The sequence below is a fragment of the Hymenobacter citatus genome, assembly GCF_014333615.1.
Lineage (GTDB): Bacteria > Bacteroidota > Bacteroidia > Cytophagales > Hymenobacteraceae > Hymenobacter > Hymenobacter citatus.
The window spans coordinates 84,724-104,090 of the sequence record NZ_JACSCY010000003.1; the positions used below are offsets into that span (position 1 = coordinate 84,724).

At 57.2% G+C, this 19,367-nt stretch carries 18 protein-coding genes; 8 read left to right on the forward strand and 10 right to left on the reverse strand.

The genetic code is table 11. The annotated features are described in order from the left end of the window. Positions 1-27: 27 nt before the first annotated feature. From H8B15_RS04680 to H8B15_RS04705, 6 genes are all read right to left on the reverse strand, one after another. On the reverse strand, positions 28-1,479 hold the full coding sequence (locus tag H8B15_RS04680; RefSeq protein ID WP_187318511.1) for a POTRA domain-containing protein: 1,452 nt from the start codon (positions 1,477-1,479) through the stop codon (positions 28-30). A gap of 157 nt (positions 1,480-1,636) precedes the next feature. Beyond that, positions 1,637-2,314: a CBS domain-containing protein gene (locus H8B15_RS04685; RefSeq protein ID WP_187318512.1), complete on the reverse strand. Its 678-nt coding sequence runs from the start codon at positions 2,312-2,314 to the stop codon at positions 1,637-1,639. 110 nt (positions 2,315-2,424) lie between these two features. Further along, entirely contained in the window at positions 2,425-3,201 is a 777-nt protein-coding gene (locus H8B15_RS04690) for an alpha/beta fold hydrolase (protein ID WP_187318513.1), read from the reverse strand. Between the two features lie 4 nt (positions 3,202-3,205). Continuing rightward, entirely contained in the window at positions 3,206-3,829 is a 624-nt protein-coding gene (locus H8B15_RS04695) for an anthranilate synthase component II (RefSeq protein WP_187318514.1), read from the reverse strand. Between the two features lie 119 nt (positions 3,830-3,948). Beyond that, positions 3,949-4,470, reverse strand: a complete 522-nt coding sequence (locus H8B15_RS04700; protein WP_187318515.1) for a CvpA family protein — start codon at positions 4,468-4,470, stop codon at positions 3,949-3,951. 95 nt (positions 4,471-4,565) lie between these two features. Continuing rightward, positions 4,566-5,030 (reverse strand): GatB/YqeY domain-containing protein, encoded by a 465-nt coding sequence (locus tag H8B15_RS04705; RefSeq protein WP_187318516.1) that lies wholly within the window; start codon positions 5,028-5,030, stop codon positions 4,566-4,568. A 128-nt stretch (positions 5,031-5,158) separates the two neighbouring features. Between H8B15_RS04705 and H8B15_RS04710 the strand changes: the two genes are divergently transcribed. From H8B15_RS04710 to H8B15_RS04740, 7 genes are all read left to right on the forward strand, one after another. Next, positions 5,159-5,872: a pyridoxine 5'-phosphate synthase gene (locus H8B15_RS04710; protein WP_187318517.1), complete on the forward strand. Its 714-nt coding sequence runs from the start codon at positions 5,159-5,161 to the stop codon at positions 5,870-5,872. Positions 5,873-5,962: 90 nt separating this feature from the next. After that, entirely contained in the window at positions 5,963-6,976 is a 1,014-nt protein-coding gene (gene mnmH / locus H8B15_RS04715; RefSeq protein ID WP_187318518.1) for a tRNA 2-selenouridine(34) synthase MnmH, read from the forward strand. 47 nt (positions 6,977-7,023) lie between these two features. Then, positions 7,024-8,073: a selenide, water dikinase SelD gene (selD, locus tag H8B15_RS04720; RefSeq protein WP_187318519.1), complete on the forward strand. Its 1,050-nt coding sequence runs from the start codon at positions 7,024-7,026 to the stop codon at positions 8,071-8,073. Further along, positions 8,074-8,670, forward strand: coding sequence for a PH domain-containing protein (locus tag H8B15_RS04725; RefSeq protein ID WP_187318520.1), 597 nt, complete (start codon positions 8,074-8,076; stop codon positions 8,668-8,670). 211 nt (positions 8,671-8,881) lie between these two features. Further along, positions 8,882-10,717: an ATP-binding protein gene (locus H8B15_RS04730; protein WP_187318521.1), complete on the forward strand. Its 1,836-nt coding sequence runs from the start codon at positions 8,882-8,884 to the stop codon at positions 10,715-10,717. Between the two features lie 31 nt (positions 10,718-10,748). Next, positions 10,749-11,534, forward strand: coding sequence for an alpha/beta fold hydrolase (locus H8B15_RS04735; protein WP_187318522.1), 786 nt, complete (start codon positions 10,749-10,751; stop codon positions 11,532-11,534). Between the two features lie 115 nt (positions 11,535-11,649). After that, positions 11,650-12,360, forward strand: a complete 711-nt coding sequence (locus H8B15_RS04740) for an SAM-dependent methyltransferase (RefSeq protein WP_187318523.1) — start codon at positions 11,650-11,652, stop codon at positions 12,358-12,360. Between the two features lie 74 nt (positions 12,361-12,434). Here H8B15_RS04740 and feoB read toward each other — a convergent pair whose 3' ends face one another. Both feoB and H8B15_RS04750 read right to left on the reverse strand, forming a co-directional pair. Continuing rightward, on the reverse strand, positions 12,435-14,618 hold the full coding sequence (gene feoB / locus H8B15_RS04745; protein WP_187318524.1) for a ferrous iron transport protein B: 2,184 nt from the start codon (positions 14,616-14,618) through the stop codon (positions 12,435-12,437). Positions 14,619-14,639: 21 nt separating this feature from the next. Continuing rightward, the gene (locus tag H8B15_RS04750; protein WP_187318525.1) at positions 14,640-14,897 is read right to left on the reverse strand and encodes a FeoA domain-containing protein; all 258 of its coding nucleotides are present in this window, start codon (positions 14,895-14,897) and stop codon (positions 14,640-14,642) included. A gap of 224 nt (positions 14,898-15,121) precedes the next feature. On the opposite strand from H8B15_RS04750, the gene H8B15_RS04755 reads away from it, so the two are divergent. Next, positions 15,122-16,036: a carboxypeptidase-like regulatory domain-containing protein gene (locus H8B15_RS04755; protein WP_187318526.1), complete on the forward strand. Its 915-nt coding sequence runs from the start codon at positions 15,122-15,124 to the stop codon at positions 16,034-16,036. 80 nt (positions 16,037-16,116) lie between these two features. Here the strand turns inward: H8B15_RS04755 and H8B15_RS04760 are convergent, their stop codons facing one another. Together H8B15_RS04760 and H8B15_RS04765 are read right to left on the reverse strand one after the other, a co-directional pair. Further along, positions 16,117-16,767 (reverse strand): OmpA family protein, encoded by a 651-nt coding sequence (locus H8B15_RS04760; protein ID WP_187318527.1) that lies wholly within the window; start codon positions 16,765-16,767, stop codon positions 16,117-16,119. 93 nt (positions 16,768-16,860) lie between these two features. Next, on the reverse strand, positions 16,861-19,344 hold the full coding sequence (locus tag H8B15_RS04765; RefSeq protein ID WP_187318528.1) for a bifunctional UDP-N-acetylmuramoyl-tripeptide:D-alanyl-D-alanine ligase/alanine racemase: 2,484 nt from the start codon (positions 19,342-19,344) through the stop codon (positions 16,861-16,863). Positions 19,345-19,367: the final 23 nt, after the last annotated feature.

Sequence of the window (19,367 nt, forward strand, 5' to 3'; positions counted from 1 at the left end):
TTGAATGTACATCCTTTCCCAGCGTCGTTAGATAGGAAAAGAGGTGCGGAAGAAAAAGCCGGTTTCGCCCCGACCATTGAGGGCATATTCCGCTGTGAATACCCAATCGTAGTACGTAACCAGATGCAGCCCAACGCCTGCTGACGCTAGTATTTGGTTAGGCAGCCGGTTCTGGAAACGCTCTGCCACAGCAGAGCGCCCTAGTACGTAACCGGCGTCGGTAAAGGTATTCAAATAAAAAACCAGTGGGATGCTGTTGACCTTTGGATTACCAATACTATTGAGTCGCAGACGGCCCAGATCGAGTAGACGGTACGATACGCCCTGCCGAGCCAAGCCGTAGTAACGCCCATCTACCACGTACGCATCGTAGCCTCGCACCAAGGCCTCGTAACCGAACGCGTGGTTATCGGGGTAGGCAATGCGCTGAGCGAATCGGGCCCGCGCCTGTACACCTACGCTGTAATAGAACCCGCGGCCTAACGCCAAGTAGCGAGCATATGTGCCGTACAGGGTAGTAATGCCGGGACTACCTGTGCGCAAAAACACCCGCTGGCTAGCTACTACTTGCACGAAGCGACCGGTGAGTGGATAGGCAAAAGTATTGCGCTGATTCAGGGTAGTGCTAAACGTAAAATCGAGATAGTCGCGGCAGTTGCTGCCTAGGTAATAGTTGGGGTTGAGTTGCGTGACCTCCGGTGCTACACGCTCGTGATGGTAGGAAATATCGAAAGCCGACAAGCGCTGCACTGTATGACGCCAGCGCAAACCGGCCAGAAAATACTGCCGCTCCAAGGCAAACCCATTGTCGGTGCGGTAGTTTACGAGACGGTCTTGCACAGTTGCGTAGTCCAAAGCGCGGCTTTGGTAGTAAGAGGCCGCTAGTCCCAATCCCAGGCGGCGGCGCTTCCCATAGCCAGGCGCCTCATAGAAGACCTCGTATTTGCGGTTGAAGCCCAGTTGCAGATTGGCGATAAGCTGTTCGTTACGGCCTCGGAAGTTATTGCGGGTGAGGTGAATACCGTAGTCTACCCGGCGCCAGCGGTCGGGGCGGTTGGCCCAAGAACGGAAGTTGCGGTCGGCCAGCGAGAAGATGGGCACCGGAAAGGTATACCAGCGTTCCTGCATCCCAAATAGCACCGTTATGCTACCATCGCGGCACACCATCTGCAAGGCTACCTCATGAAAAAGCTGCAAGTTGTAGATGCGGCGGCGGTTGGCTTCCAGCCGCCTACCCAATTCAGCTACATCCAACGAGTCACCTTCCCGGAAATCCAATTCGGCGCGGAGAATGCGCTCTTTGGTTTTAATATTACCCACAAACAGTACCTGTTCTACCCGCACGCGTGTGTACCCAGGGCATTGCGCCCGAAGCGTACTGTCGCTGCTTACGGAAGCCCGGGTAGTATCGGGTAGGGAGCTAGCGGAGACTGGCGCTGGCAGCCAGTTCAGTAGGAAGGCAAGTAAGCAAGCCAGCAATTTATGTTGGAGTAAAGAGTCGAAGAAATAACCGGAAGACCAACAGTATTCGGGCTACTGTAGCACCAGATGCGGCTCTCAACCAACAATCAGGCCGCCAGATGCGCATTTGTTGGCGGCGCAAGCTACTGCCTTTTCCCTATTTGGACCCTTACAGCTATAAGCTCAGGTATTTCAACAGCGCGTCGTAACGCTCCTGATCTTCTGGCACCGTGTCTTCGGGACCACTAAACTGCGCCGTGATGACAAACCCAAACCGCTCCAGCGTAGCCACAATACGTTGCATCTGCGGCGTATTGAGCCGCAGCGTTAGCTGAATTTTGTAGCTATCCTGCTCATCCTGGGCCACGTGGGCGCTGAGGATCTTGGCGTTATTCTCCTCCACGTAGCGGCTGATCTGCGACAAGGAGTAGTCGCGCTCGTTCATTGATAGAACCAGAATACCGCCACGGCCGGCCACGTCAGGACTTTGCCCGAAGGCCGCCAGCACGTCACTGATGGTGACCACGCCCAGGTATTCGCGCTGGTCGTTGAGCACAGGTACCAGTTGAATTTTGTGTTGTACGGCTGCTTCCATGATGTTGTAGAAATGCTGATGACGCTGCACGTAGGCCGTGGCGTAGCCCAATGGTAGGGTAGCCAGCTGGTGCGCAGGGTGCTCGTAATTGGTCACGTCGCTGTCGGTTACGAGGCCCACGTACTGGCGGCCATCCAGCACGGGCAACTGGCTCACGTGGAATTCTTCCAACCACTTGGCAGCTTTCCCAGCGGTATCCGACACCTTGAGCGGCGGAATCAGTTGATTTACTAAGTCTTCGGCTATCATCGAAAGCATCGGCAGGAAGAACTAATCAGAGGTAGGGAAAGCAACGCGGGCAGTAAACGAAACGGCCGGGCATTCTCTTATTTTTGAAGCCCGGCCGTTCGTTTTGGTATAATACGTAATTAATCGACAGGGTGGGGTTGGGTGCGGTGGAGAAATTGACGGAGCAGCTGATTGAAGGCCGCAGGGCGCTCCATCATGGGAGCGTGGCCGCAGTGGTCGAGGAAGCGCAGCTCTGCCTGGGGTAGCAGCCGGTAGAACTCGTGCGCCACCACGGGCGGCGTAATGGTATCGTTCAGACCCCATACTAACAGCACGGGCACCTGAATGTTGTGCAACTCCTTGCTAAGGTTGTGGCGCTGCGCCGACCGCGCAATGCTGATGATACGCAGGCATTTGGAGTTGGAGTTAGTTACGTCGAACACTTCGTCTACCAACTCTTTGGTGGCAATCTGAGGGTCGTAGAACGTGTAGGCTACCCGCTGCTGCACAAAATCGTAGTTGCCGCGCTTAGGGAAAGAGCTGCCCATTGAATCCTCGAACAAACCACTGCTCCCTGTGAGTACCAGTCGCCCTACGCGGGTAGGGTTGTGCAGCGTGTATACCAGCGCCACGTGTCCGCCCAGGGAATTGCCCAGCACCACCATGGGCTCGGTCAGACCCAACTCGGCGAGGAAGTCTTCCACAAAATTCACCAACCCCGGTACGCCTGCTTTCAGCAGTGGCATATCGTAGATGGGAAGCAGAGGGATGATGACGCGATACTCGCCGCGGAAGCTCTCTACCACGTCGTGCCAGTTGCTGAGTGCACCAAACAGGCCATGCAGCAGTAGCAATACCTCGCCACTGCCTTCATCAATATACTGAAAATGATTACGTTCCTTTATCTGCAGCTCCATCGTCTCAAAGGATAGTCTGGTCGGTAAGTGAAACTTCTACCCCACCGCTCTTTGCAATGATACAATACTTGACCCAATTGCGGAGCATAGCGCCGCCGTGGGTTGTCAGGAGAGCTTCGGGATGAAACTGCACGCCGTGAATGGGTAGGGAGGTGTGCCGGAAGGCCATCAACTCCTGGGTAGAGTCTGTGGTGTAGGCCAAAGGTTGCAAGGTAGGCGGCAGCTCTCGCAGCACCAGCGAGTGATAGCGCGTGACGGCTACCTCCGTGGGCAAGCCGTGCCGCAGGGGCTCCTCCCCTACCCACCGCACCATCGATACCTTGCCGTGCATGGGCCGGGCCGCTCGCCCCAGCTTCGCCCCAAAAAACTCGCCTAGCGCTTGGTGGCCCAGGCACACGCCCAGCATCGGCATATGCTGATGGTAGGCTTTGATAACCGCCGGCATCACGCCCGCCGCAGCGGGTACGCCCGGTCCTGGCGACAACACAATGCCATCGAAATCGAGCTGCCGGATAGCCGCCAGCGACACATCGTTGCGCACTACACGCACCTCGGCCCCGGCCTGGCACAGGTAATCGCGCAGGGTGTAGGTGAAGGAGTCGAAGTTGTCGAGCAGCAGCAGGCGCATCCGGTGAAATAGTGAGTAGTGAAATGGTGAGTTTGACGTTCTGCTGAAGCAGTTTGCGTAAGTGGCGTAGTTTAGAACGTCAAACTCACCATTTCACTACTCACTATTTCACCACTAACCTAAAACACGCCTCGAAGTTTTGCCAGCAGCGTACCGGCGAAGGGCATCACCCACGCTACCACTTGCAAGGCCAACGGCGTAGCGCGTTGCACTATGGGTAGTACTTGCGAGTCGGCCACAAGCTGGGGTGAGAGCAAGGATATACCCGAAAGTGAGAGGCCGTAGAGCAATAAGCTCAGGCCTAGCAGCCACTTGAGCAAGCCCGCCACACCGCCCAGCAGGTGGTCGAGCATGCCTAAGGGGGTTAGGTGTACGGCCGTCCTGATAAAGCCGCCCAGCAGGTGCACGCCCCACATGATGAGCACAAACACCAGCAGAAAAGCCACCAGCGGCAGCATCCCGAAGGCCTCGCCCACATAATGGCGCACCAGCGGAATGACGTCGTGCAGCAGAGCCAGCCCGCCAATCACCCCCAGCACAAAGGCCAGCAGCGAAACCGCTTCCAGCATCAGTCCACGCCGAAAGCCCTTCACGGCCCCTACCCCCAGCGGAATCAGCAGCAGAATATCAAGGCCAGACATGCGGTGAGGTGGTGAGGTGGTGGTGGTGACTAGATACGTCTGTCATCCTGCGCAAGCTCAGGATGACAGACGTATCTAGTCACCACCTCACGACTTTAAAAGTTCGTGTTGTTAAGCAGATGACCTACGGTTTGAGAAATCAGTCGGCCGTCGGCCTGGCCGGACAGCTCGCGGGCGGCAATGCCCATCACTTTGCCCAGGTCGGAAGGGCCGGTGGCGCCCACGCGCTGGATGATTTCGGTGAGGCGCCCTACCAACTCCGCTTCAGAAAGCTGCTGAGGCAGGTATTCTTCGATGATGGCTAGCTCGGCCAATTCGGTTTCTTCCAGGTCGGAGCGAAACTGCTTCTGGTAGGTATCGGCGGCCTCGCGGCGCTGCTTGGCGGCTTTGGTCAGCAGCTTGATTTCGTCGGCCGGAGTGAGGGCCGCGCCGTGGGCACCCTCTGCCGTTTCGGCCAGCAGAATCTGGGACTTGATGCTGCGCAACGTGGTCAGACGCACTTTGTCTTTGGCCAGCATAGCCTTTTTAATATCAGCGTCGATGGTTTCTTTCAGAGCCATTTTTGGTAGGAATAGGTAACTACAATGAGTAAGGCAGTGGCTCGACGAATCTGTGGGCCACTACGCAGGCAAAACGTAACTTTGGCCGGTTACGATGAGTTGTACAATCGTACTTCTTCTTTTTTCTGATGACGAAGCTAAGCGTAAACATAAATAAAATAGCCACGCTGCGGAACGCGCGTGGCCACAACCGCCCCGACTTACTACAGGCAGCCCGTGATTGTGAGCGGTTTGGCGCCGAAGGCATCACGGTGCACCCGCGCCCCGACGAGCGCCACGTGCGTTACCAGGACGTGCGCGACCTGAAGCAAGTAGTAACCACAGAGCTAAACGTAGAAGGCAACCCTACCCCCGATTTTCTGGATCTGGTGCGCAAGGTGCGCCCCGAGCAGGTGACGCTGGTGCCCGACGCACCCGACGCCATTACCTCCAACGCTGGCTGGGACACAATCAAGCACCAGGTATACCTCATTGGGGTAGTGCAAGAGCTAAAGGCGCTGGGCTGCCGCGTTAGCATTTTCCTCGACCCCGACCCGGCCATGGTGAAAGCCGCCGTAGCTACCGGCACCGACCGCATTGAGCTGTATACCGAAGCCTACGCCAGCAACTACGCCGCCGACCCCGCCGCTGCCTTGGCTCCCTACCGCCAGGCGGCCGAGCTGGCGCAGGAACTAGGCTTGGGCCTCAACGCCGGCCACGACCTCGACCTCGACAACCTGGCCTACCTTCACCAACACCTACCCGGCCTTGCCGAAGTCAGTATTGGTCATGCCCTCATCTGCGACGCGCTGTATCTGGGTTTAGAGAATACAATTCAGCTGTATAAGCGGCAATTGCTGTAAAAACCACAGAAAACGTCATTTCGGCCATGTTGCGCATCAAGCAACATGGTCGAAATGACGTTCTGGAACCTTCTTATTTTCACCTAAACAATGCCCCGCCTCGCCCTACCCGACTTTCTGCAACTATCCGAAGACCTACCTATTTTGGATGCGCGGGCGCCTACTGAGTTTGCGCAAGGGCATATTCCAGGAGCGGTGAGCTTTCCGTTGTTTTCGGATGAGGAGCGGGCACGCATTGGCACCACCTACAAGCAAATCAACCAGGAGCGGGCCGTGCTGCTGGGGCTGGATTTGTTTGGGCCAAAGATGAGCCAGATGGTGAAGCAGGCGCAGAAGGTGGCGCCCGGCCGGGCCGTGCGCCTGCACTGCTGGCGGGGTGGCATGCGCAGCGGGGCGGTGCAGTGGCTGTTGGAGCTAGCCGGTTTTCGGGTAGAGTTGCTCGACAAAGGCTACAAAGATTACCGCCGCTGGGCGCTGGCACAGTTCACGGAGCCCCGGCCACTACGGGTACTGGGCGGCCTCACAGGCTCGGGCAAGACTGATGTGCTGCACCAGCTGGCCGCCCGCGGCGAGGCCGTGCTAGACTTAGAAGGCGTGGCCTGCCACAAAGGCTCGGCCTTCGGCAGTATCGGACAGCCCACCCAGCCTACCCAGGAGCAGTTCGAAAATGACTTGGCTCTCTTAATAGCCGCCCTACCCCCTACCCTACCTGCGTGGGCAGAAGACGAAAGCCGCACCATCGGCGGCGTGCACATCCCGCCGCCGCTGTTTGCGCAGCTCCAGGAAGCGCCGCTGGTAGTGCTGGAAATCCCGCGAGATGTGCGGGTGCGCAAGTTGGCCGAAGAATACGGCCGCCACGATGCTGGCGCGCTGGCTACTTCCGTGTTGCGCATTCGTAAACGCCTGGGCGGACTGGCTACCAAGGAAGCCCTGGCCGCCATCGGCGAAGATGACATGGAAAAGATGGTGAGCCTGGTGCTCGACTATTACGATAAAACCTACGGCTATGGGCTGGAAGGCCGCGCTTACACCCGCGTGGTGTCCGACACTTGCGATGCGGCGGTGAATGCGGAGCTAGTATTGGCGGCTATGGGTAAGGAGTAATCCTGTTTTGCCCCTTTAGCTCTTCAGCATAAATCTTTGTGAATCCTATGGAAAACTCCCCCGAACACATTCGCCTCACCCAATACAGCCACGGCGCGGGCTGCGGCTGCAAAATCGCACCGGCCGTGCTCGACCAGATCCTGCACACCACCATTGCCCAGCCGCACGACGATAAGCTGCTGGTAGGCAACGGTTCCCGCGACGATGCGGCGGTGTACGACATCGGCAATGGGCAGGCGCTCATTAGCACCACCGACTTCTTCATGCCCATTGTAGATGATGCCTACGATTTTGGGCGCATTGCCTCAGCCAACGCCATTTCCGATGTGTATGCTATGGGCGGGCGGCCGGTACTGGCCATTGCCGTGCTGGGCTGGCCCGTGGAGAAGCTGGCGCCCGAGGTAGCCCAACGCGTGATGGAAGGCAGCCGCAGCATCTGCCGCGAAGCGGGCATTCCGCTGGCTGGCGGCCATAGCATCGACTCACCGGAGCCCATTTTCGGACTGGCCGTGACGGGCATGGTGGATATTGCGCAACTCAAGCGAAATGACACCGCCACTGCTGGCTGTGAGCTGTACCTCACCAAACCACTGGGGGTAGGGATGTTAACCACCGCTCAGAAAAAAGGCATTCTGCGCGACGAGGATGCCCACCTGGCGCCGCAGTCCATGATGCAGCTCAACAAAATTGGGGCTGAGTTGGGCACGCTGGAAGCCGTACGCGCTATGACCGACGTAACGGGCTTTGGCCTGTTGGGTCACCTCTCGGAGGTGTGCGAGGGTAGCAACCTGACGGCCGAAATAGACTTTGCCCAGGTGCCGCTATTGGCTGCCGCCGAGCCCTACCGGCAGCAAGGCGCCGTACCGGGCGGCACCAGCCGCAATTGGGCCAGCTACGGCCACAAGGTAGGCCCCATCACCGACGAGCAGCGCCAGTGGCTCTGCGACCCGCAAACCTCAGGGGGCCTGCTGGTGTGCGTGGCGCCGGAGGGTAGGAAGGCTGCCCAAACAATTTTTCAGAGGCACGGCCTGCACCTAGCACCGTTTGGTACGCTACGCCCCCACGCGGCGGGTGAGCCGTGGATAACCGTTCGGTAAATGACGCGCTTTCTAACCTTCTTACGCCCGCTACTAGAAGCCACTTTCGCCATTCTGGTGATAGTGGTAGGACTGCGGTTTATCACGAATTTTTTCAGCAAGAACAGCAAGGTATACCAGCCTACCTTTTTACGACAGTTTTACCTGCTGTTCTGGCCCCTGCTGTGCCTGTGCGTGGGCCTACCCTTCCTGCTATCGTTTTTTTACTTGGGTACGTTGTCGGCAGTGGAGCTGGTGCTGGCGGTGGCGCTGGGGGCCGTTATCCTGGGTTTTTCGGTACCCTCATTGGTGCTACATGCTCAATACTATGCGCGCAATTTCAGCACCACGTTGGTGTTTGATGACAAGCAGAACCGCTTGGAAGTATACGAGCAACGGGTACGCATTCCCTTTAGTCGGGCCGATCTGGTGCGGGTGGAGTACGTAACCTGCGTATCGCGGCACGTGTTCTGGAACAAGTACGAGTACTTACGCCTGCATCTAAATAGCGGCGAAGCACTTACTATTACCTCTATCCTAACCGATCTGCACCCACTGGCAGAGTTTCTTCGGAACACGCACTTGGAGCAGCGCCAGCAGTGGTTTTGCTTTTTGTGAAAAAAAAACTAATTTTAATTCTATTATCTTATTTTCTGGCAATCCATTGCTTCGCCGATAAAATCGGTACAGTTTGCTGGCTTCTCTTTATTTCTATCCCTACGCTGTGTCATTCTTCGGTTCACTCAAGCAACTATGGCTCTGCCTGTTGCTAGTAAGTGTCGCCGGAATTTCGTCTGCGCAGGCCCAGGACTCACTAGCCGTGCAACGAATGCACCGTTTGCTGGCCATCCTCCCCCCCGATACCAACCGTGTGCGTCTTTTGGACTCGCTCTGCGTGCAGCACTACGATAACGCCCCGGAACAAGGTATCATATATGGTAGGCAGGCTCTCGCGCTGGCCCGGCACCTACACGACCAGCGGGGGCAGCTGCTGAGCCTGCTTAGTTTGGGTGTATGCTACACCAATCTCAGCGACAGCCGATATGCTCTCACGCTGTACAAGGAGGCCATGTCGCTGGCCCGGCGGCTCAACTCCTACGATGGCATTGTGCGCAGCTACCACCACATGGCCAGCGTACACTCGGCCCGCGGCGATACAGCCACCATGTGGCGCCTCTACCGCCCGGCGCTGGCGCTGGCCTACCATAAAGGCGTGCAACACTCCACTCAGATTGCGCTATTTGGCGACGTGGGCGTGCTACTACTAGCCATGCACCGCAATCAGCAGGCATTGCGCTACCTGCACCGCGCCCTTTTAATGGCTCGCCGTGGCAAAGACATGCTCGCACAAGCTCAGTATACCGTCAATTTGGGCGCTTATTATCAGTCTATTGCGCAGTACGCAACGGCCGAGGGGCTGATGCGTAATGCCGTGAGCCTGGCACAGCAACGACACAGTGCGAAGGTAGAAGCCAGTGCGTTGCTACAGCTGAGCCATGTGCTACTGGCTCGCTACCGCCCTGCCGAGGCAGAAATTCCTGCCACACAGGCCTTGGAGCTGGCGCGCGCGCACCATTACTCCTCTTTGCTGCTTGATGCGTATGGCACCCTGGGCAAAATTGCGGCGGCGCGGGGCAATTTTGCCCAGGGCTATGCTTGGCAGCAGCGTTATTTGCTGTTCAACGATACGCTCAACAACCACGACCGACTGGTGGCACTGGCCGCTTTGCAGCAACGCTACGAAACCCTGGATAAGGAGCAGCAAATTGCCCGTCTCACTGCCAACGAGGAGTTGCAGAGTATGCTGAACCGCCAACTCATCATTACCATTGTGATTCTGGCCGTGGGGCTGGCTGCCTTTATCTTCATCTATTTGCAATTGCGGCGCAGCCGAGCGGCGCTTTCCAGCAACCACCAGGCCTTGCAAGAGACTACAGCGGAATTACAGCGTATGGCGGCTTCTAAAGACCGTCTCTACTCGATTGTAGCGCATGATCTGCGTGGGCCGGTGACTTCCTTCTCGGGCGTAACCAAGCTCATTGAGTTCTACCTCAACAACGGCGATGAAGCCAGCTTGCGCCGCCTCCCTACCCTGGTGCACCAGACCACAAACAGTATCAACCACTTGCTAGATAACTTGTTGAGTTGGGCTGTAAACCAGAGTGGAGAACTAGCCTTTCAGCCCGAGGCGCTGCCCGTGGCGGAGTTATTTGCCGAAATTGTGGAGCTGTACCAAACAACCGCGCAGGCCAAACAAATTCAGCTGCTAACCGACGTTCCGGTTCCACTCACCTTACATGCCGACTACAACATGACGCGCACCATTCTGCGCAACGTGCTAAGCAACGCGCTGCGATTTGCGCCTGTGGGTAGTGCCGTGCGGCTGGGCGCCTACCCCGCTGCCAGTCCTCAAGCCGTGGTGCTTGCTTGTACAGATAGTGGTCCAGGTATGTCTGCCGATCAGGTAACAGCTCTGCTGCATCCTAACTCCCTGGCGCAGCCTACCCGCTGGCAGCGGCGCGAGGGTACGGGGCTGGGCCTAGTGCTGTGCCGCGCTTTTGTAGACCGGCAACACGGCAACTTGCGCATTCACAGTGCACAGGGCCAGGGAACCACTATTGAAATTGAGCTTCCCAGCGCCACCCTAGAATCGTTGCCAGCGTAATACCCAGCTTCTTCCGACCTTTACTGGCACTATGCAACTACACTACCGCGAACTGGGACAGGGCGAACGTACCCTCGTTATCCTGCACGGCCTTTTCGGCACCCTCGACAACTGGCAAACCCTGGCCCGGCGTTGGGCCGAGCACTACCGCGTGGTGCTGGTGGATTTGCGCAACCACGGCCGCTCGCCGCACGCACCCGAGCACACCTACGAGCTGATGAGCGAAGATGTGCGCAAGCTGTTTGAGCACTTGCAACTGCCCGCCGACCGCACTACCCTGCTGGGCCACAGCATGGGCGGCAAGGTCACTATGCGCTTCGCCCTCGACCACCCCAACTACTTGGCGCAAGCCATTGTGGTAGACATTGCGCCGGCTTTTTCGGATATGCGCCACCAGGACGATATTCTGGCTGGCCTGCACGCCGTCGATTTCACTACCTGCACTTCCCGCCAAGCCGCCGACGACGCATTAGCCCAGCATATCCCACAGCCCGACGTACGACAGTTCCTGCTCAAAAATCTCTATCGCCGCGAAGATAACTCCTTCGCCTGGCGCCCCAACCTAGCTGTGCTGGATGCCGAAATGGCCCAGATTGGCGAGGAAATCACCAACGACACACCTTTCCTGAAGCCTACCCTGTTCATCAACGGCGGCCGCTCCAACTACATCACGCCCGAGGACAAGCTGCACGGTATTCCGGCCCTGTTTCCGAACAGCCACATTGCCACCATCCCCAACGCCGGCCACTGGGTGCACGCCGAGGAGCCCGATCAGGTATTTGAGTTGGTAGAAGCCTTTGTCGGTCAAGGAGGGTAAGAAACGGTAGGCTGAACTACATGTAGGCGCTATCAGAGGGATACACCGCTCATCCTGTCTATGCGCTCAAAACCGCGTTTCGCAATCCATTTTACTTCTTATTTTTTATTCTCTCTTGACTCCCGGTACGCTCTACCTCCTCCCTACCGTGCTGGCCGATGATACGGCTGCGCAGGTGTTGCCGGCTCAGGTGCCCGCACAAATTGCTGCGCTACAGTATTTTCTGGTAGAAAATGCCCGCACGGCGCGGCGCTTTATCAAGCAGGTAGCGCCTGCGCAAGTTATTGAAGATCTGCGCCTCACGGTGATTGACAAAGACAGCACAGAGGCGCAAATTCAGGCGGCGCTGGCGCCGGTGGCGGCAGGACAAGATGCGGGCGTGCTGTCCGAGGCGGGTTGTCCCGGTGTAGCCGACCCTGGTGCTGAGTTAGCACGTCGGGCGCACCAATTGGGTATTAGGGTGGTGCCGCTGGTAGGCCCCAGCAGTCTGCTTCTGGCCCTGATGGCCTCTGGTATGAATGGGCAGAGCTTCACCTTCCACGGCTACCTACCCATCGACCGGGGCCGCCGCGCCGCTGCCGTGAAACAGTTGGAGCGCGTGGCCCTTGCGCAGCACCAGACCCAGCTGTTCATCGAAACGCCCTACCGCAACATGCAGCTCCTCGAAGATCTACTGAATCAGTTGCAGCCCTCCACCCGCCTGTGCATCGCGGCCAGCCTCACGGCCCCCAACGAGTACGTGCGCACCGACACGGTTGCTGGCTGGAAAAAGCGCGGCCTACCCGAGATTCACAAGCAACCAGCGGTATTTCTAGTGGGACAGTAAAGGTGAAGTTGTGCATACGCGTGTCATCCTGCGCTCAGGATGACACGCGTATGCACAACTTCACAACTTCACCTCTAAGAACCCAACTGATACACTAGCAGAGAAGCTGCGTAGGCTAGGCCGGTCATATAGACGGCTTGCAGAATGGGCCACTTCCAGCCTTTGGTTTCGCGGTAGGTGACGGCCAATGTGCTCATGCACTGCATCGCGAATACGTAGAATACCAGCAGCGACAATGCCCGCACGGGCGTGAAAAACGGCTGGCCCTGGCTGTCACGGGCGGTAGCCAGTTTTTGTTGAATGGTGCGCGTATCGGCATCCTGGCCCACGCTGTAGATTGTGGAGATAGTACCCACAAACACTTCGCGGGCGGCAAAGGAGGTAATCAGGGAGATACCAATTTTCCAGTCGAAGCCCAGGGGGCGGATGCCGGGCTCGAGCAAGTGGCCGATTGTACCGGCGTAGGAGTTTTCGAGCTTGGCCGAGGCCACGGCGTTTTCCGTTTCTTCGGGTGAGAGCTGCTGCTGCGTGGCCGTAGTACGGGCTTGGGTTTCGGCCTGGGCTAGTTGGTCGCCGGGACCGTAGGAGGCCAGCACCCATAGGATAACCGAAATAGCTACAATCACCTTACCTGCCTGGAATACAAAGGTTTTTACCTTTTCTACGATGGTGATGCCCACATTTTTCCAGCGCGGCCAGCGGTACACCGGAAACTCCATAATAAAGTAGCTTCGCTCGCGGGTTTTCAGCAGAAATTTCATTGCCAACGCCGACAAAATAGCGGCGAAGAAACCCAGCAGGTATAGCCCCATCAACGCAATACCCCGCAGGTTGAAGATACCCAGCACCGGTACATCGGGCACTACCAAGCCAATGAGCACAGTATATACCGGAATGCGCGCCGAACACGACATCAGCGGTGTAACGAAGATGGTGATAATGCGGTCTTTCCAGTTTTCGATGGTGCGGGCGCTCATAATAGCTGGCACGGCGCAGGCTACCCCCGAAATCAGCGGTACCACGCTCTTCCCATTCAGCCCAAACTTGCGCATGATGCGGTCCATCATGAACGTGACGCGGGCCATATAGCCTGTTTCCTCCAGCACTGCGATGAAGGCAAACAGCAGGGAAATCTGCGGAATGAAAATCAGCACGCCACCTAGGCCAGCCAATACGCCCTCGGTAAGCAGACTGATGAGCGGCCCTTCGAAGTTGCTTTGCACCAGCTGATTGATCCAGGCCACGCCTTCATCAATCAACTCCATAGGGTAGCTAGCCCAGGCAAACACCGCCTGGAACATTAAAAATAGCACCCCAAAGAATATCAGGTAGCCCCATACTTTGTGCGTCAGCACCCGGTCGATGCGGTTGCTGTAGGGCTCGGCCTCCTCGGTGCGTGTCACCTCCACCACGTTTAGCAGCAGCTCGTTGATGCGGGCGTAGCGGTCAATCGTCTCCTGGGCTTGCTGCGCCGTAGGCTCGAAACCGTACTGCTGCACTAACTCCCCGATGTAGGCCTGCTCGTCGGCAGTCAGGAAATTAATACGCTGGTATTGGTGGGCATAGTGCAGCGCCAAATAATCGTTGTGTAGGTTGAAGTAGTAGCGAATCTGCCGGATCATGGGCAGTAGTTCCTCAGTGGGCTCGTAGAAACGCACGGTAGGCGGCGCGAGCTGCTGGCCCATCACAATCTTGAGGGCAGCTATACCGATGCCCTTGCGGGCATTCATGGGAATCACGGGCACACCTACCTCCTGCTGCAAGGCCGCCACGTCTATCTTAATACCGTGCTGCTCGGCCGTATCCATCATGTTGAGAGCTAGCACGGCGGGCAGGCCCAGATCGGCTAGCTGCGTGAACAACAGCAGGTTGCGCCGCAAATTGCTAGCGTCGGCCGTTACCACCACAAAATCGGGATATTGAGCCGATGTCTGGTCGTAGAGCAGATCGGTAATCACCCGCTCATCCAGGCTTTTAGGATAGAGCGAGTACGTACCGGGTAGGTCGATGATTTCGGCGCGCAGTAGGGGTGTAATCTGCGCCACACCAGTTTTGCGGTCCACCGTTACCCCCGGGAAGTTGCCTACCTTCTGGTTGAGGCCCGTGAGCTGATTGAACAGCGACGACTTGCCGGAATTGGGATTCCCAATCAGCGCAATGCGTGTGAGCGTGCCCGGCAGCCGCGGCGACGCCGTTTCCAGTGTAGCAGCCGATATGCCGGCGCCCGCTCGCTTTATCGTAACATCAACGCTACCCATCTACCTACCTAACTATTCGTACTAATCCCGCAGCATGATGGTAGCGGCCTCACTTACGCGCAGCGACAGCGTGTAGTCGCCGTTGCCGAGCACCAGCGTAACAGGGCACCCCAGCGGGGCTTTGCTGTTCAGGCGCACCTGCGTACCGGGAATGCATCCCATTTCCAGCAGCTTCAGCGCCATCTCAGGGTCATTTAGGCAGCAGATGGTACCAGATTCGCCCACGCGCAGGTCTTTCACGCTGCGGGCGGTAGAGGTGGGGGCAGAAGCAGAGGACACGGGCACGGCGGTAGTTTCTATTTAGATTCTATTCAAACAAAGGTACCACCCTTTTATGTTTCAGTCAAAGGCCAGATTTATACTAAAAATTGGTGGTTTCATATTGCTTTTGCACGCAGTATCATTATTCCAAAATCAAATTGTATAATTATGAATATAGTAAGATTATCCCCCAATTACGGCACGATTTTTTGTAGTTTTGGAGTATACAAGCGTACTCTATTATGCTCAGACGACTACTCACCCTCCTTGCTTTTGCTCTCTTCCTACCTGCCTTGAGCTTTGCTCAGGACCAAGCAGCAGGACAGTTTCGAATCTCCGGCCGTATCGTTGATAAGGAGACGAAGGAGCCTATTCCTTTTGCCTCTTTAGGACTGAAGGAAGAACAAACCGGTGCACTCACCAACGAGTTTGGCTTTTTCCAGCTCGCCGCGCCCGAAAAGTCGCCGCAAGACTCCTTGATTATCCTGGCGCTGGGTTACTACCGCAAAGCTGTTGCCATAAAGCGCGGCGTGAACGTGCCCGACATGATTGTGGAGGTTCCTCGCCGCGTGGTGGAGCTGGCCAACGTAACCGTAAAAGGCGCCAAGGTGAAGGATCTGTCGCTGGGGTCGCGCAACAACACGCCCGGCGAAGGCATGATCCAGGGTATGCCCGGCAGCCAGTATGCGTTCTTCGTTAAGAATGACAAGAACAAGAAGCTCGGCAACGTGCGCTCGGTGTCGTTCTACATCGGGGAAAACGGTTTTCCCCGAGAGCCATTCCGCGTGCGCATCTACCGTGCCGACGGCAACTACAACTCGCCCAATACCGACTTGCTCACCGAAAACGTGGTTGTGTCGGCGCCCAAGGGCGGCGAGTGGTATACCGTAGACCTCACTACCTATAATATTGAGGCACCCACCGAGGGCTTTTTTGTGGCCATGGAGTGGATTGTGAGTGGTGACAAGTTCTACACCACCAACTTTATGGATACCTATACGCCCTACGGCCAGATCCTGCGCCCTACCTTCGAGTTCAAGGAGAGCCGTACCTGGAGCTATACTATGGGCAAAGGCTGGAGCCTGCTCACCCTGGCTAGCAACGGTCAGCGCTACAACGCCATGATTCGGGCGGAGGTAGACATGCTGAAAGATTAAAAGACTGTACTCCCTGAATTATAACGACAAGAGCCCGTGCTACATAGCACGGGCTCTTGTCGTTATAATTCAGGAAGATATTATTTCAGTACTGCAATTTCGACGCGGCGGTTTTCCTGGCGGCCGGCAGCTGTTGCATTGGAAGCCACTGGCGCTGTCTCGCCTAGCGGCTCTAAGCTAATGCGCTCAGCTTTCATCTGGCCATTTTTTACGAGCCAGTCTTTTACGGCCGCCGCGCGTTGGGCGCTTAAGTCACGGTTGTAGCTTTTGTCTCCTCGCGAATCGGCAAAACCTAGAATACGGATGTCCTTACCTGCGTAGCGGCGGCCGATAGACGCACTGATTTCAGATAAGGCACGTGTTGCCGATGGTTTTATAACGGCTTTATCCGTATCGAACAGCACTTTTTCTTCTAACCCATATACGTTGTAGCGCTCATCTCCGCGCACGGTAATTTCGGGCAGGTCGATTTCTTCCAGTTTAGTATCCGCCAATTTAGCCTTGGTCATGTCCCAAGCATTTTCGACGGCGTTACCAGCTTTTGCGGCTGCATTACTGATATCGTTACCAACGGAGTCGGCCAAGGTGCCGGGTGTTTCACCGTTGCGGTACACCACTGCCGTGTCGGCGGTAGCTTCCTGGGGCTCGTTTTTAGTTTCTGGGTTTTTCAGGTCGCTGCACGAGGCTAAAAGCGCTGTTGCGGCGAATAGAGAAAGAAATTGCTTTTTCATGTTGAACTATAGGTGAGGGAGTATGTAGGGCTAGTGTACGATATATATAGAAAGAAAGGTGTTTTTATATTCTCCACTTTCTTCTTCAGTCTTCTACTCCGTCACGAATATTCGCTTCACTCGCTCGCTCACATTGGTCAGCAATTCATACGGAATAGTGTCGATGCGCATCGCTAACTCTGTGAGGGGTAGGCCTTCGCTAAAGAGGATGGCAGCGTCGCCAGCTTTGGCGTCAGCAATGCCCGTCACGTCTACCATGCACATATCCATGCACACATTGCCTACCAGTGGCGCGCGCTGCCCGCGCACCAGCACCTCCCCTACCCCATTTCCAAAGCGTCGGTCGTAGCCATCGGCGTAACCAATGGCCAGGGTGGCAATGCGCCGGTTGTAGTCAACAGCCTGGCCGCGGCGCCCATAGCCCACGGTTTCGCCGGCGGGTAGGGTTTTGATCTGGGAAATGGTGGTGCGCAGCGTACTAACCGGGCGCAGAGCGTCGGGCTGCTGGCCAGTGGCTTCTACCCCATAGAGCCCGATGCCCAGCCGCACCATATCAAAATGTGCCGCCGGAAAGCGAATAATACCCGCCGAGTTGAGCGCGTGCTTGAGGATAGAATAACCCAAAGCTGCTTCGAGGCGGGGCGTCATGCGCTGAAAAGTGGCCAACTGGCGCTGCGAGAAGTCATTGTGCTGGGCTTCGTCGGCACCAGCTAGGTGGGTGAGGGCGCTGGCTACGCGCAAGTTGGCAGCATTGGCTTGCAGCACTTGGCATAGCTCATCCAAGTCTTCCTCGCCGAATCCCAGGCGGCGCATACCGGTATCGAGTTTGAGATGAATGGCGGGTAGGGACTGCTCGCGGGCAGCTCGTAGATACTCGTGCAGACGCTCAAAAGAGTAGATTTCGGGCTCCAAATGATATTGACGAAGCTTCTGAAAGCTGTCGGGCGAGGGGTTCATCACCATCAGGGGGAGGCTGATGCCGTGCTCACGCAAGTCCACGCCTTCGTCGGTATAAGCCACGGCGAGGTAGTCGGCACGGTGAAACTGGAGTAGGTTGGCTACCTCATAGCTGCCGCTACCATAAGCAAAAGCCTTCACCATCACCATGAGCTTGGTATCGGCGGCGAGGCGCTGGCGGTAGTAGTTGAGATTGTGCACCAGCGCATCAAGGTTCACTTCCAGCACCGTGCCGTGAATTTTCTGCTGAAACGCCGCCACAATCCGCTCGAAGCCATAGCGGCGGGCACCCTTTACTAAGATAGTTTCTTGGTGGAAGTCATCGGCTTGAAAACCAGTCAGGAAGGCTTCGGTATCCGGATAAAACTCCTGCTCGATGCCATCAAACATACGCTGGTGTGTGCTGATTTCCGGGCCGATGCCTACCAGCCGTTCTACCCCGTGGGTAGCCAGCTGTCGGGCCACGCGTCCGTACAGCTCATCGGATTTCAGACCAGACTCCAGAACATCGGACAGGATGAGCGTGCGGCGGCCCCGGCGCGGCTGGCGGGCCAGCATATCCAGGGCCAGCGTGAGGCCGGCCAGGTCGTTGTTGTAGGTGTCGTCGAGTACGTAGCAGTCGTTGAGAGCCTGCTTCATTTCCAGGCGCATCGCCACGGGCTGCAAGCGGTCTAGCCGGCGCTGGATTTCGGCCGCGGGCACCTGCCGCCACAGCAGCACCGAGAGGCAGTGCAGGACGTTTTCCACCGAAGACTCATCGGCGAAGGGTAGGGTAAACGTGTGCTCCTGCAACAGGGGGCGCTGCATGGCCAGGCGCACGGTGGTGCGGTCGGCGGCCGACTCCAGCAGCGTGACGGCCACGTTGGCCTCGTAGGGATGAAAGCGGCTCCAAGTGAAGCGTTGCACGCTTTTGGGCAGCTGCTGAGCGGCAGCGTGCACCAGCTCCTGGTCGCGGCAATAAAACAGCATATCAACCCCAGCAAACAGCTGCATCTTCTCCGCTACTTTCTGCTGGGGCGAAGTAAAGCCCGCATCGTGGGCCGTGCCGAGGGTAGTGAAGAGGCCCAGGGTAGGCTGCACCACGCGAGCCAGCCGCGTCATCTCGCCCGGCTCCGAAATACCCGCCTCGAAGATACCCAGCGTGTGCGACGCGTTCAGTTCCCATACGCTCAACGGCACACCCACCTGCGAGTTGTAACTGCGCGGACTCTTGCACACCAGTTCATCGGGGCTTAGCAGTTGGGCCAGCCACTCTTTCACAATGGTTTTGCCGTTAGAACCCGTGATGCCGAATACGGGCAGGCGAAACCGCCGCCGGTGCGCGGCGGCCACGGCTTGCAGCGCCGCCAGGCTATCGGGCACCAGCAGCACGCCAGCGCCGGGTAGGGCGGGCAAGCCATCAGGCTGGTCGACCACGAACAGGCGCACGCCGCGCTGGTACACCTCTGCAAGGTAGCGGTGGCCGTCGTGCTGGGCACCGCGCAGGGCGAAGAACACGCCGCCCGCTTGGGCATCGGCGCGGCGACTATCTAGCAACAGGTGCTGCACGGGCGCGGGTGTGGCGGGCGTTTGAAGCAGGGTGCCGCCCGTGAGAGCCGGCAAATCGAGAAACTGAAGCATAGCGAGCAATACAACCGCCACAA